The following is a 14,082-nucleotide window of genomic DNA, read 5'->3' as shown; positions in this document are numbered from 1 at the left end:
TTTTGATGATATACGACCTAAGTCAGGCTGCAGGTTTATCGTCTTCCAAATAATATCGGATGTTATCCTCAAAACTTTCATCTGCACTTAAGCCAAGTTTAAGAGCTTTTTCAGGGCGCAAATCAAAACGCCATCCTTTGCAGATTTCTTCAATCATTGGTTGCGCTTCAAATTTAATTAGCTTGGCTGGCTCCGGTCCAGCGACCACTGTCAAGGCTTCAATCATCTGACGAATTGTCCAAGTTCTACCGGGCATCATCATGCATCGGTTTTGGCCGAGATCTTCCTCGTTAACCTCTGCTCCGCGAATAAGGTTTTCGACACATTTGCGCGGCGACAGATAGAAATGCGGAAAATCATCACTAACAGGGCAAATTGCCTCTTGCCCATTGAGCGGCTCGCGCAAAATCGATGACATAAAGCTCGAAGCAGCGCGATTTGGTTTGCCTGGGCGCACTGAGATGGTAGGCAAGCGGAAGCCGCGACCGTCGATATAACCTTTGCGGCTAAAATCATTCACCAACAATTCGCCCATCGCCTTTTGCGCACCATATGAAGTTTGTGGATTTAGAAAAGTGTGATCCACAATCGGGTCGGGCACTTCACCCCCATAAACAGCAATTGAAGAGGTAAAGACCACTACCGGCTTAGTCTGCAACTCGCGCGCCCGCTGCAATACGTGGAGCGTCCCCATTAAATTAATCGACAACCCAGCATCAAAATCCTCTTCTGCATGGGCAGAGACAATGGCAGCGAGTAGATAGATCACATCCACATCTGCTCCGAGCGTGGCAGCCACTGAAGCGGGATTACTGATATCACAGGAAACGCAATCGACGTCGAACGGGGCCTCTACCATTGCGGGGTCAACAATATCAGCCAAAGTGATTTTACGGATTTCTTTTCCACGCAACTGCCCGCGTGCTGCCAATGATCGCGCCAGTTTTTGTCCCACGACGCCACCGCCGCCAATAATCAGAATATGCATTACTTTTCTCCCTTAAAAATCTGTGGCACCAAAGCTCCGCGATATTGGATAACCTGACCTGCAAGCTGCATCGCGGCTAATGCGGCCTCTTCCAAAGAGCAACCCTGCGCTACGTTTGCTACAAAAGCTGCGCCAAAACTGTCCCCCGCAGCGGTACTATCGACCACATGGTCGACGGGCCGACACGGTAAGACACGCACCCCGCCTGCTTCATCCCACAATTGCACATCGCCCGCGCCATCTTTAAGCGCGATGATATGTGCCCCTGCTGCGCGGTAGCGGGCAATCGTGTCTGACGCTGTCGCTCCCTCAAACAAGATTTGTTCTTCATCAAAAGACGGCAAAATAATATCAGCCACTGCTGCACCAGCCATTATTCCTGTCTGCATAGTCGCATGATCTTCCCACAAACGGGGGCGAAGGTTTGTATCAAAGGCGATCATGGTCCCTTGTCTACGCGCCTCCGCCAATGCGGCGCAAAGGGCCGCGCGCCCCTCAGGCGAAAGGATTGCTAGGGTGATTCCAGAAAAATAGATTACATCGCAGCCGGCAAGAGTGGCCTGAAGCCATGCGGGATCATCAGCGAGGCAACGCGCAGCAGATTGGCTGCGCCAATAGGAAAAGCTGCGCTCGCCCTGATCCAGGCTGATCATGTAAAGCCCAACGGTTTGATCCGGGATCACGCGCAATGCCTTAGTATCGATTCCACCTGCCTCCATAAAGGCGCGCATCTCGCCTGAGGCTGCATCCGCACCAATGCAACTGCCATAGGACACTGACCATGTCTTTGGCAAAATGCGGCGGGCATACCATGCGGTGTTAAACGTATCCCCCGCAAAGCCGCGCCGATAGAGGCCACCGCCCTGATCGGACAGCTCAACCATACACTCACCCAAAGAGATGAAGGACGACCCCATTAAATCAATCTACGCTCTGCCAAATTGCGCATCAAAGCCGCCATACCAAAGCGCCATTCGGGGCATTCGGTCGACAGTCGCACAGTGTTTTGCAACGATCCAAGCCGCGCTTCAGTAATGGTAACCACATCGCCACCATGATGGGTAAAGCCCTGACCTACTGCGTCGCGATCTTTGACGGGGGCAAACATTGTTCCCAAGAACAAGAAAAACCCATCAGGATATTGGTGATGTCGCCCGATGGTCTGCGCCACAATATCGGCAGGGTCACGACTGATCTTGGTCATCGATGAATGCCCTTCAAGAACGAATTCATCTTCGCCCACAACCCGCATGGAAAGCTCCGCCGCTCGAATATCATCAAGGCTGAAGCTGTCATCAAACAGGCGCAGGAATGGGCCAATTGAACAAGACGCATTATTGTCTTTAGCTTTACCCAAAAGAAGCGCAGAGCGCCCCTCTACATCCCTAAGATTAACATCATTACCAAGCGTAGCGCCTACAATCACGCCTTTAGAATTGATTGCCAAAACAATTTCTGGCTCTGGGTTATTCCAACTGGACATCGGATGCAGCCCAACTAAAGCGCCGTAGCCCACCGATCCCATTGGTTGCGATTTGGTGAAGACTTCCGCGTCAGGGCCAATGCCCACCTCAAGATATTGCGACCAGAGCCCCTCTTCTTGGAGAACCGATTTCACCTTCATCGCCGCCTCTGATCCGGGCTCAATGCCGGACAAGCTGTCGCCAATCACCGCTTTCACGCGCGCGCGGATCCCGTCAGCCAAATCGGCATTGCCTGCCGCCTGCTCCTCAATAACACGCTCGACCATGCTTTCGGCGAAGGTCACGCCAGACGCTTTAATCGCTTGCAAATCGGGTGGGGCCAAAAAACGCAAAGCATTGGCATCGCCTGTTTGCGCAGCGGAAAGGCTGCTTTCAACCAGATCATCAAGACCACATATCACATCGCCCTTAGCAGCACGGGCGGTCGCCGCAGGGTGCTCACCTTCCAAAAGGTCATGCATGGTGGGACAAGCGCGGCTCGTGATATCAAGCACATCCCCTCCCTCAAGCCTAACAAGCGCAGGCCCCACATCAGGTCGCCAGACGCGGCCTACATAAGTTCCTTTTGGATCAAAATCTTTTGTGGAAATCATGCCTTGCCCTTTCCTAATGCGCTGGAAACATCTTGTTCGGATTGAGAATATTTTTCGGATCAAAAGCCGTTTTTATTGCCCGCATGTAAGCCACTGCCGCGCCATGTTCAGCATTCATGAATTTGACTTTGCCAAGGCCAATCCCATGCTCGCCCGAGACAGTGCCCCCCAAGCGTAGCGCGGTTTCAGCTAAGGCCGTGGTGAATTTTTCGGCCCGCTCCATTTCATCTGAGTCATTCGGATCAACACTGAGGCCTGCGTGGAAATTTCCATCGCCAACATGGCCAACAATCGTTGCGGTGAGCCCCATTGCCTTTGCATCGCGTTGCGCCTGCAACACGGCCTCGGCCAATTTTGAGATCGGGACGCACACATCTGTGGGCCAAATATGGCCGCCCTGCCCTAAGGCCGCACTGGCGTAATGGGAATTGTGGCGGATCGCCCAAAGGGCGTTGCGCGCTTCAGTGGTAGTGGCTGTCTCAAACCCATCTGAGCCAAACTCGCTTGCGATATCCGCAAAAGAGCTCATCTGCTCTTTGACACCCGCCTCTGTGCCGTGAAATTCTAAAAATAAATGCGGTATTTCGGGGAAATCTGATTTTGCATATGCGTTAAAGCCACGCACCATCATCTCATCTACCAATTCGATGCGCGCCATCGGAATACCCGACTGGATCGTTAAAATGACACAATTGACCGCATCCTCGACGCTCGGAAAACGGCAAGTGGCAGCCGCAATTGTTTCAGGCACACCGTGCAATTTCAGGGTCAACTCAGTGATGATCCCAAGCGTTCCCTCCGAACCGATCAAAAGATGGGCCAAGTCATAGCCAGTCGAGGATTTGCGCGCGTCTGAACCTGCGCGGATAATCGTGCCGTCTGCCATCACCGCCTCAAGGGCAAGGACATTCTCACGCATCGTTCCGTATCGCACTGCAGTTGTGCCAGAGGCGCGGGTGGCGGCCATACCCCCGACTGACGCATCTGCGCCAGGATCTACCGAGAAAAACAAACCCGTTGCGCGCAATTCCTCGTTGAGGGATTTGCGCGTGATGCCGGGCTGCACAGTCACCTTCAAGTCTTCAGCATCCAAGGACAGCACGCGCGCCATGCGCGACATATCCAAGCTGATCCCCCCTGCAACGGCGAGATGCTGCCCCTCCAAGGACGATGCAGCGCCATAAGCTACCACGGGACATTCTTGCGCGTGGCAGATTTTGAGAATTTGAGACACTTCCTCGGTCGTCTCAGGATAGGCAACGGCATCGGGTGGTGTGTTGGGATAATAGGTCTCATTTTGACCATGCAGGTTCAAATCAGCTGCGCTAGTAACTAAGCGTTCTCCCAACAGTGCGCTGAGCTCAGTAATGGCCTGTGAATGATCACGCATGTCATCCCTCATTGCGATACACGGCGCGCAGTTGTGAAAGCGCGATCAAGATCAGGTATCAATTCCATGCCCAAACCTGGAGAACGGCTAACAGAAATTTGGCCGTTTTTGACTTCGGGTAAACATGTCACAATTTCTGCATACCACCCCTTATAAAAAGCGCGTACGCTTTCTTGGATCAGGGCATTGGGTGCAGAGAGCGACAAATGCGTGGAAGCCGCTAAAACTACCGGACCTGTGCAATCATGCGGTGCCACTGGAAGTTTCTCTGCCTCGGCCATCGCAGCGATTTTCCGAGCAGCAGTCAAGCCGCCACACCATGATAAATCCAACATAACGACGCCTGCTGCCTGCGAGGCCAAAAGATCACGAAATGCACCGATTCCATTAAGCGTTTCAGAGGCACAAACAGGTGCGGGGCTTTCTTGAGCATAACGTGAAAGGGCTGCAAAATTATCCATTCGGATCGGGTCTTCATGCCAATAGGTCTGATAGGGTTGAAGCGCCCGCGCAATGCGAATTGCAGGGGTCAATTGCCACATCGAATGGAATTCGACCATAATATCCATTTGATCACCAACGGCGCGGCGAATTTTCTCAAACGGCGAGAGCGCCAATTTCAATTCCTCAGCCGAGATATGCGATCCCTCATTAGCCTCTGCCGCCGCATCAAATGGCCAAATTTTCATTGCGGTAATCCCTTCTTCCAGAAGAGACTGAGCCAAATCGTCCGCTCGATTCAAAAATCCATTTAGGTCATCATATCGATCATCCGCACCGAGTCCGTAATTCTTGGTAGTCTGGCCTTCATTTTTTTTGATGTAATCATTGCCTGCACAAGTGTTGTAGGTACGAATGCTATCACGAGTGAAACCGCCTAGTAGCTGCGCCACTGGCTGGCCTGTGGACTTGCCCCAAAGATCCCAAAGCGCAATATCAAATGCAGAATTTCCCCGCGCCTCAGCGCCTGTTGAGCGCCACCCGAGATAGCCCTCCACTTTGCGGGCCAGATACTCAATACGCAATGGATCCTCACCAATTACCAATGGTGCAAGGGTCTCATGAATATACGCTTCTACTGCGCCTGAGCCAAAAAATGTTTCGCCAAGGCCCATCACACCGTCATCTGTATGCACATGCAGCCATACCAAGTTGGGCCGTTCCTTAACCCGGATGGTTTCCAATTTGGTAATTTTCATCCCTGACCTCCGAAACTTGACCATAGGGCCAAACCAACAACGCTGAGCATGGCCAATGCCATGAAAATATTAATGATCCGCTGCGTTCGAGACGGCAGATCAAGGCGATGCAGCGTCACCCCCGCCCAAAGCCACGCCAAATGGATAGGAATCCAAATCGCATTGGCAATCAGGATTTTCATGGCAATCTCAAAGACCAAGTTATCGGGCGCAAATCCAAAACCAGTCATCAGCGATGTATTGACGGCATAGGCCTTGGGGTTAATCGCTTGTAGCAAGATACCCCCCAAGATGCCTGGCGGAGTGGCAGCCTCGATAAAAGCGATTTTTGCGCCTGCAAAACCAATCTTCGTCGCGAGATAGAGCAGATAGGCCACCGAGGCCCCCATTAGCACCACGCGCAACCATGGCACAGACAAGACCACCGCCGCTAATCCAGACACGACTGCCAGCATCACCAAATTTGTGCCAATAAACAAACCTAGAACATAGCGCAAAGAGGGCTTGAACCCATAAGCCGCGCCAAAGCCCGCGGTGCTAAGAACACCCGGCCCAGGAGTGATGATAAGCAAAATGACAGCAAGCGCAAAAGTCAGCACGGGCCAAACTCCAATTGCACTTTCATGGCCTGAGTGCGGTCATTGGCCATCGCAAAAGCCGCCGAAAATTCCGCCCAAGCAAAACTATGCGTAATCAGGGGCCGCGTGTCGATCAGCCCATTTTGCATCATCCGCACAGCCATTGCGAATTCCTCATGGAAGCGGAAAGAGCCCATCAGTTGTAATTCGCGCGCGGTGATCTGCATCATGGGAAGCTGCATATCCCCAGACATCCCCAATTGCACAAGACGACCTTGGGGGCGGATCGCGAGCAGTGCAGAAACAAGGGCCACTTGCGCGCCTGAACATTCAAACAACGCATCAACTGTGCCTTTGCCTTCTTCATACGGGCTTAGCGCCTCTGGGTTGCGCGCGGTGTTCAGACAGACATCTGCACCCGCTTTGCGCGCATAGCTTAACATCGTGTCGCTGATATCTGTGGCGATGATTTCGCCTGCGCCCGCACGGCGCGCAGCCATAATGGCCAAAACGCCAATCGGGCCGCATCCCGTCACTAAAACGCTCTGGCCCACCAGGTTCCCTGCGCGGCGGACTGCGTGCAGCGCCACAGCCAAGGGTTCGGCCATCGCAGCCTCAGCAGCACTCAAACCATCGGCTTTAACACAGTTTTCTGCGCGCACTGTAATTACTTCTCGAAATGCGCCTTGGATATGGGGAAAAGGCATAGCCGATCCGTAAAACCGCATGTTAAGGCATTGATTGGGCAATCCGCGCCTACACTCGACACAAGTGAAACAGGGACGCGAGGGTGAAATGGCAACCAGATCCCCAACCGCCAAGCCCGTTACCTCTGGCCCAATTTCAGTGATCTCGCCCGCCACCTCATGACCCAAGATCATCGGCTCACGCAGACGCACGGTGCCAAAGCCGCCATGGTTGAAATAATGCAAATCTGACCCGCAAATCCCCCCTCGGCGCAGGGCAACCTGCACTTCACCTTCCGATGGACAGGCCGTCTTACAGGTCCCAACGCGGAGGTCTCCAGAGCCATGTACGAATAGCGCTTGTGCCACAACAATATCCTCGTTTTTCAAACGTCAGGCTTTCTCTTGCGCCAACCTAAAAATGGTATACCATTTGAGCATAGAGCGCGGGATTTACAAGAAATGTCAAGGGCGCGAGTGGCGCTTGGTTCGGCTAAGCCAATCAAAAATCAGGGTGCGAAAAACCCAGAGGAGAAACAATGAAACTGTTTAGTCTAAGCGGGCGACGTGCTTTGATTACAGGCTCTTCAATGGGTATTGGATACGCTTTGGCTAAAGGTCTGAGTGACGCAGGCGCTCAAGTTGTGCTGAATGCCCGCAATGCAGACCGCCTTCATGCGGCTACCGAAGACCTACGCGCAAAAGGGGCAAATGTTTTGGCATTAGCCTTTGATGTAACCGACCCAGTCGCAGCGCGCGAAGCGATTGATGCCTTCGAGGCAAAAGAGGGTGCAATTGATATTTTGGTGAATAATGCAGGTATGCAACATCGTGCGCCATTAGAGGACTTTCCAGCCGATGCTTTTGATCGGTTGATGCGGACAAATGTGAATTCGGTTTTTTATGTTGCCCAAGCAGTGGCACGCCACATGATCGCACGAGGCAAAGGCCGCATTATCAATATTGCAAGCGTACAAACCGCCCTCGCCCGCCCCTCTATCGCACCTTACACGGCGTCTAAGGGCGCGGTTGCGAACCTCACCAAAGGGATGGCGACCGATTGGGCGAAATACGGGCTCAACTGCAATGCCATTGCGCCTGGCTATTTCAACACACCGCTCAACGCGGCCCTTGTTGCTGACCCCGAATTTTCCGCGTGGCTTGAAAAGCGCACCCCTGCAGGCCGCTGGGGGGAGGTGGATGAATTGGTGGGCGCGTGCGTGTTTTTATCTGCGGAAGCATCCAGTTTCGTGAACGGCCACACGCTGTTTGTCGATGGCGGCATCACCGCAAGTCTATAGGAAAGGGAGATCCATATCATGACAAAAAAACCCGTTATCGGTTTTATCGGCGTAGGTTTCATGGGCCATGGGATGGCGAAAAACATCCTAAAGGGCGGGTATGAACTTTGGATCTTGGGCAACCGCAACCGCGCGCCTGTCGAAAGCTTGCTCAGCATGGGTGCAAAAGAGGCCGCATCGCCACAAGACATGGCCTCAAAATGCGACATCATCCATCTGTGTCTGTCCAACTCGCCCCAGGTCGAAGCGGTGATCACGGGCGAAAGTGGCATCATCGCAGGTGCGCGCAAAGGTATGATTGTGATCGACACGACCACCGCTGATCCAACATCAACGCTGGCTATGGCAGAAAAGCTTTCAGTGGTTGGCGCGCATATGGTGGATGCCCCCTTGGGCCGCACGCCCAAAGAGGCCGAGGAAGGGATGCTTGACGCGATGTTGGGCTGCGATGCTGCACTGTTTGATCAGGTGCATCCGGTCATTGATTGCTGGGCTGGCACCATCACGCGCATTGGCGAGGTGGGCACAGGCCACAAGATGAAGCTCTTGATGAATTTCTTAGGAGCCGCTTATGCTGCTCTTTATTCCGAGGCTACTGTTCTAGGCGCAGCAGTTGGGATCTCACCCCACGCGTTTCGCGAAGTGATTGCACCCAGCCGTCTTGGCTCAGGCTTCTTTGGTACATTCATGCAATATGTCTGCGATAGGGATGAGAATGCGCATAAATTCTCGATTGAGAATCTGTCAAAGGACATCCGCTATGTGAATGCGATGGCAACAGATGCGGGCGTGATGAATGTCATGGCATCCGCTGCGCGGCATTATTTCACCCATGCCGAAGCCATCGGAAAAGGCGGAGATTTTGTTCCAATGCTGTCGGATCACATTGGCAACTTAAACGGAATGGATTTAGCCGCCGAAGTAGCCAAAGGTAAAAAGTAGCACCTGCATCAAAAAGGAGGCTAACCATGCTATCCAAAGACGAGATCGCATCCTACCAAAAGAATGGCTATCTGATGGTGGAGGATGCAGTCAGCCCCTCCCAATTAAACGAATTGCGCCGCTTGACCGCGCAGTTCATTGAGGCTTCCCGCGATGTACGCGAAAGCAACGCGGTTTATGATCTCGACAAGGGCCACGGGCCAGACACCCCGCGCCTAACCCGGATCAAAATCCCGCATAAGCAGCATCCCTATTTCTGGGAGGTGCTGCGCAATTCACGCATGACCGAGGTGTTGGCAAGCCTGCTTGGCCCCGATACAGCCATTATCACTTCTAAGCTCAACACCAAGGCACCAGGCGGTGGGGCAGCGGTGGAATGGCACCAAGATTGGGCATTTTATCCACATACTAACGATGACCTTCTGGCCTTTGGCCTGATGCTTGAGGACGTGGATGCGGCCAATGGCCCATTGATGGTGATCCCTGAAACCCATCGCGGGCCAATTTTGGATCACGGCATAAACGGGGTTTTCGCGGGCGCGATCAATCCCGATGACCCACTCTTTGAGCGCGACAAGATTGTAACTTTGACAGGAAAAGCAGGATCAATGACGGTGCATCACGCCCGCATTCTGCACGGCTCAGCCCCGAATGTCAGCGATAGACCGCGCTATATTCTGTTCTATGAAATCGCCAAGGCAGACGCATGGCCGATCCTTGGTGCCGCTTCGTATATCCACGAATTGGGTCAGCGGCGGTTTTGGGAAGATTTACAGGAACGCATCATCACAGGCAAAGCCTGCCTAGTGCCCCGTCTTGAAACAGTGCCTGTGCGTATGCCCCTGCCACCTGCGCCAGACAACAGTTCAATTTTCAAAACTCAACAAAGCGCAGGCGCGAAAAGTGCGTTTCAGTGACAACGAGCGCGGACCTTCAATAAGTCGCGCGCCCACCTGACAGGTCAAAAACTGATGCAGTGGTAAAGGAATTCTCGCGGCTCACAAGCCAAGCGATCATTGCCGCTGCCTCATCAACTTCTAGAAAACGATTACGTGGGATCTTTGAAAGCATATAATCTATGTGCTGCTGCGTAATCTGATCGAAAATCGCTGTGCGTGCTGCGGCAGGTGTTACACAATTAACTGCAATGTCGTGGTTCGCGCATTCCTTTCCTAGTGACTTAGTAAAGCCAATGACACCAGCCTTCGAAGCGCTATAAGCGCTTGCATTGGGGTTGCCTTCTTTACCAGCGATAGACGCAATGTTTACGATCCGACCAAAATTGCGTTCCATCATTCCAGAAATCACAGCTTTGTTCGTGTAATACGTGCCCATCAAATTGATGTCTATAACCCGCCGAAATTCGTCATTGGAATACTCCGCCACCGTCGCGTTATCGCCTGCAACACCCGCACTATTCACAAGGATATCGATGCGTCCAAACGCGGTCTCAGTTGCATTAACCGCTGCCTCAACAGAACTGTAATCGCTTACATTACAATCAAGAGCCTGAACCCGCCCAATCGCAGACAAGCTTTTGACCGCTTTATCATTTAGTGCCGAATTCATATCCCAAAGCATAACACTAGCCCCGGATCGCAATATTCGTGATGCTACAGCATAACCTATGCCTTGCGCGCCACCCGTCACCACCGCACAAAGGCCCTCTAAGTTAATCCTGCTTTCAGTGTCTGACATAACTTACTCCCTAATTAATCGACTATTACTGCACGCCCATCATTAATCATCTCGGAGATAATGGGCATTTCGCAAAATCCACTGCGGACTTTTTCATCCAATGCATCTTCAGCTGCGCTGATTTCATTTATTGTAGCAATAACTTCATCAATTCGAGCAAAAGGTACTACTACCACGCCGTTTATGTCAGCCACGATAATATCACCACTTTGCACATTTCGTCCGCCAACTATGGCGCCGAAACCAACACGAGCAGGCCCATTGGAATAGGGCGAATTAGGGCTAAGACCCGTACAAAAAACTGGCAAACGGGTTTCCAAAATCCCCTCATAATCACGCATTTCGCCATCTGTAACGAACCCCGCCGCACCCTTGTTCTTTAGCATGCCACAGAAGCGATCCCCGGAAGCCGAGCAGTTTTTACCGCCTTGCATTGCAGCAATGACTATATCTCCCTTTTGCAAAACATGCAGCGCACCCATTGTAGCAAGAATTTCTGCTGGGCCATTTTCAGCGACAAGTGCCACCCCCACGGTGGTGTAAAGATCTTTATCTCGAGTAGCTGCAAAAAGGGGCTTAATACTACTGTCCATCGCACCCTGCCCCTCCATGGCGTCACAGACATAGCCGGTAGGTATATTCTTAAAAGCAGCAATTTGTGCTGAGGATGGGCGCTTGAAGTTCTCACAAATAGTCAAAATTGGTGGTTCAAAAATCACGTTATTTTCTCCTGTTATAAAACAGCCAATCAAACTTTTTTCATTCTAACTAATCAATATCCAGGCAAGCGAATTGAGTGGCTTTTACACCATCAATCAAGGCCTGCTGCGCGTGATGTGACCCTGGCCAATGCAAGACCAGAGGTCGTTGCGAGGCACTGTGCTTTTTGCCTTTGAATTATTTCTCCTGATAGTTCGGATAAAGCGAGCGCTAGCTCTTCCAAACGATCGCACTGCAACAAACCGCTGAGCATATCGTATTTAAGCCCAATCGTCATAAGAGCAATTAACTGCTCGTCAACTCTGCCGCGGATATTTGACATCGCAGAACTGATGCCCTCATCAAACTGACCACGGGCTTCGATAAAACATAAGGTCGCGACCGAACTCATATCTTCAGACTGAGTGAGACACGGATATAGCGCTTCATTGATGCACGACAGTACTCCCTCTTCGTCCTGAGTACCATCAGACAAGCACGTGTTGAGTGTTAGTCGTGCATCTTGCGCTAATGCAGGGCCCGAAAAAACTAGCATGCAGGCCACTGTGAGGAATGACCAAAATTTCGTTTTCATAATGTTTCTCAGTTCAAACGCTTTACTCTTGCATTTGGTATACCATTTGCATTTTGTATAACAAGAACACTTTGACGTTTGACTTTATTAGAGCTGCTAACCCCAGCGAAGCCGCTCGATCAGGAGATTACAATGTCTGACACTCGCGCCAACAAACGTTTCCGCTCACAAGAGTGGTTTGATAACCCCAACAACCCGGGGATGACTGCTCTCTATGTTGAGCGTTATCAGAACTCGACGTTTTCACGCGAAGAATTACAAAGTGAGCGTCCAATCATTGGCATCGCTCAAACGGGATCTGATCTGGCACCATGTAATAAGATACATGTTTTCCTGATGGAACGGATCAAACAAGGCATTCGTGAGGCAGGCGGAGTTCCAATGGAATTTCCCGTCCATCCAATTCAGGAAACAGGCAAGAGGCCAACTGCAGCGCTTGATCGCAACCTGCAATATCTTTCGTTGGTAGAGGTTTTGCATGGTTATCCTATCGACGGAGTGGTGTTAACCACAGGATGTGACAAAACAACCCCAGCAATGTTGATGGGAGCAGCCACTGTCGATTTGCCAGCAATCGCGCTTAATGGCGGACCAATGCTTGACGGTTGGTGGAATGGAAAGCGAGCGGGTTCCGGCATGATCGTATGGGAAAGCCGTCGCCTGCTTGCTGCTGGTGAGATAGACTACGAAGAGTTCATGTCGCGGGTATGCTCGTCAGCGCCTTCACTCGGGCATTGCAATACCATGGGGACAGCTTCGACTATGAACGCCATGGCTGAAGCCTTGGGAATGTCTCTGACTGGAAACTCGGCTATTCCTGCACCATTTCGTGAGCGGATGACAATGGCTTACGAAACAGGCAAGCGAATTGTACAAATGGTTCATGAGGATCTAAAACCTTCCGACATCATGACGCGCAAAGCTTTTGAAAATGCTATCGTCGTTAATGCGGCGATTGGTGGTTCGACAAATGCTCCACCTCATTTGCAGGCGGTTGCCCGTCACATAGGTGTAGAACTTAACGTACGGGACTGGGAAAAGATCGGCTATGACGTACCACTAATGCTTAATATGCAGCCAGCAGGCGAGTATTTGGGGGAAAGCTTTTTCAGAGCCGGCGGTGTTCCTGCTGTTATGGGAGAACTACAAAAGGCAGGCCGCATACATGAAGATGTAATTACTGCGACAGGTAAAAGTATGGGCCAAAACCTGGAAGGTCAGGTCTCTCGTGACCACAGCGTAATTACGACTTATGAAAAACCGCTGCGTAAAAATGCAGGCTTTAAGGTGCTCTCAGGTAACCTGTTTGACTCAGCTTTAATGAAAACCTCTGTGATTTCGGAAGACTTTCGCAAGCGCTTCCTCTCAGAACCCGGGAGTGAGGGCGTATTTGAGGCTAAGGCAGTGGTTTTTGAGGGCCCTGAAGATTATCACGAACGAGTTAATGAAGCCTCTTTGGGCATCGATGAGCACACCATCATGTTTATACGTGGCGTTGGCGCCGTTGGCTATCCTGGCTCAGCGGAAGTTGTGAACATGCAGCCACCTGATCACATCATTCGTCAAGGTATCAGCCACTTGCCGACCGTGGGAGATGGGCGTCAATCAGGTACATCTGAGAGCCCATCAATCCTGAACGCTTCGCCAGAAAGCGTAGTTGGAGGTGGCCTTGCCTATCTAAAGACAGGCGACCGGGTAAGATTGGATTTCAACAGTTCAACATTGCACGCATTAGTTGATGATGCCGAGTGGCAAGCCAGAATTGATGCTTGGATCCCTCCTGAATTACATCATCAAACCCCATGGCAGGAAATTTATCGTACTCATGTGGGCCAGCTAGCCGATGGAGGTTGCTTAGAATTAGCGACTGCGTATCAGAAGATTGGGCGTGATCTACCCAGGGACAATCACTGAAGCCACCGCATAAGA

Annotated in this window: 14 protein-coding genes; 4 read left to right on the top strand and 10 right to left on the bottom strand. The window is 51.7% G+C overall.

The features are described from left to right. Positions 1-22 precede the first annotated feature (22 nt). From denD to AAC636_RS04590, 7 genes are read right to left on the bottom strand one after another with little or no spacing between them, the layout of a single operon-like run. Positions 23-988, bottom strand: a complete 966-nt coding sequence (gene denD / locus AAC636_RS04620; protein WP_340252212.1) for a D-erythronate dehydrogenase — start codon at positions 986-988, stop codon at positions 23-25. Beyond that, positions 988-1,872, bottom strand: coding sequence for a sugar kinase (locus AAC636_RS04615; RefSeq protein ID WP_340297403.1), 885 nt, complete (start codon positions 1,870-1,872; stop codon positions 988-990). Before AAC636_RS04615 ends, denD begins: the two co-directional genes overlap by 1 nt. A gap of 32 nt (positions 1,873-1,904) precedes the next feature. Next, entirely contained in the window at positions 1,905-3,065 is a 1,161-nt protein-coding gene (locus AAC636_RS04610) for a fumarylacetoacetate hydrolase family protein (RefSeq protein ID WP_340261221.1), read from the bottom strand. 13 nt (positions 3,066-3,078) lie between these two features. Continuing rightward, positions 3,079-4,455 (bottom strand): FAD-binding oxidoreductase, encoded by a 1,377-nt coding sequence (locus AAC636_RS04605; protein WP_340261222.1) that lies wholly within the window; start codon positions 4,453-4,455, stop codon positions 3,079-3,081. Positions 4,456-4,463: 8 nt separating this feature from the next. Continuing rightward, positions 4,464-5,654: a mandelate racemase/muconate lactonizing enzyme family protein gene (locus AAC636_RS04600; RefSeq protein ID WP_340297404.1), complete on the bottom strand. Its 1,191-nt coding sequence runs from the start codon at positions 5,652-5,654 to the stop codon at positions 4,464-4,466. Then, a complete protein-coding gene (locus tag AAC636_RS04595) occupies positions 5,651-6,253 on the bottom strand; it encodes a LysE family translocator (protein WP_340252224.1) in 603 nt (200 codons plus the stop codon). Before AAC636_RS04595 ends, AAC636_RS04600 begins: the two co-directional genes overlap by 4 nt. Further along, a complete protein-coding gene (locus tag AAC636_RS04590) occupies positions 6,247-7,287 on the bottom strand; it encodes an L-idonate 5-dehydrogenase (protein ID WP_340297405.1) in 1,041 nt (346 codons plus the stop codon). Before AAC636_RS04590 ends, AAC636_RS04595 begins: the two co-directional genes overlap by 7 nt. Before the next feature lie 170 nt (positions 7,288-7,457). On the opposite strand from AAC636_RS04590, the gene AAC636_RS04585 reads away from it, so the two are divergent. The 3 genes from AAC636_RS04585 to AAC636_RS04575 are packed head-to-tail and all read left to right on the top strand — an operon-like array spanning position 7,458 to position 10,078. Next, positions 7,458-8,219, top strand: coding sequence for an SDR family oxidoreductase (locus AAC636_RS04585; protein ID WP_340252227.1), 762 nt, complete (start codon positions 7,458-7,460; stop codon positions 8,217-8,219). Between the two features lie 18 nt (positions 8,220-8,237). Next, a complete protein-coding gene (locus tag AAC636_RS04580) occupies positions 8,238-9,161 on the top strand; it encodes an NAD(P)-dependent oxidoreductase (RefSeq protein WP_340261227.1) in 924 nt (307 codons plus the stop codon). A gap of 26 nt (positions 9,162-9,187) precedes the next feature. Next, positions 9,188-10,078, top strand: coding sequence for a phytanoyl-CoA dioxygenase family protein (locus AAC636_RS04575; protein ID WP_340252230.1), 891 nt, complete (start codon positions 9,188-9,190; stop codon positions 10,076-10,078). Positions 10,079-10,094: 16 nt separating this feature from the next. Here the strand turns inward: AAC636_RS04575 and AAC636_RS04570 are convergent, their stop codons facing one another. The 3 genes from AAC636_RS04570 to AAC636_RS04560 all read right to left on the bottom strand — a co-directional run bounded on the left by AAC636_RS04570 (position 10,095) and on the right by AAC636_RS04560 (position 12,153). Further along, entirely contained in the window at positions 10,095-10,859 is a 765-nt protein-coding gene (locus AAC636_RS04570) for an SDR family NAD(P)-dependent oxidoreductase (RefSeq protein ID WP_340261228.1), read from the bottom strand. A gap of 14 nt (positions 10,860-10,873) precedes the next feature. Further along, positions 10,874-11,578: an RraA family protein gene (locus AAC636_RS04565; RefSeq protein WP_340261229.1), complete on the bottom strand. Its 705-nt coding sequence runs from the start codon at positions 11,576-11,578 to the stop codon at positions 10,874-10,876. Between the two features lie 92 nt (positions 11,579-11,670). Then, entirely contained in the window at positions 11,671-12,153 is a 483-nt protein-coding gene (locus AAC636_RS04560; protein WP_340261230.1) for a hypothetical protein, read from the bottom strand. Between the two features lie 132 nt (positions 12,154-12,285). Here AAC636_RS04560 and AAC636_RS04555 point away from each other — a divergent pair, with 132 nt between their 5' ends. Next, positions 12,286-14,067 (top strand): IlvD/Edd family dehydratase, encoded by a 1,782-nt coding sequence (locus AAC636_RS04555; RefSeq protein WP_340261231.1) that lies wholly within the window; start codon positions 12,286-12,288, stop codon positions 14,065-14,067. Positions 14,068-14,082: the final 15 nt, after the last annotated feature.

This window comes from Roseobacter sp. HKCCD5988, from assembly GCF_037830355.1.
In the GTDB taxonomy this organism is placed as follows: Bacteria; Pseudomonadota; Alphaproteobacteria; order Rhodobacterales; family Rhodobacteraceae; genus M30B80.
The sequence above is the reverse complement of the archived record's forward strand: the minus strand, read 5'-3'. Positions and strand labels throughout refer to the sequence as shown.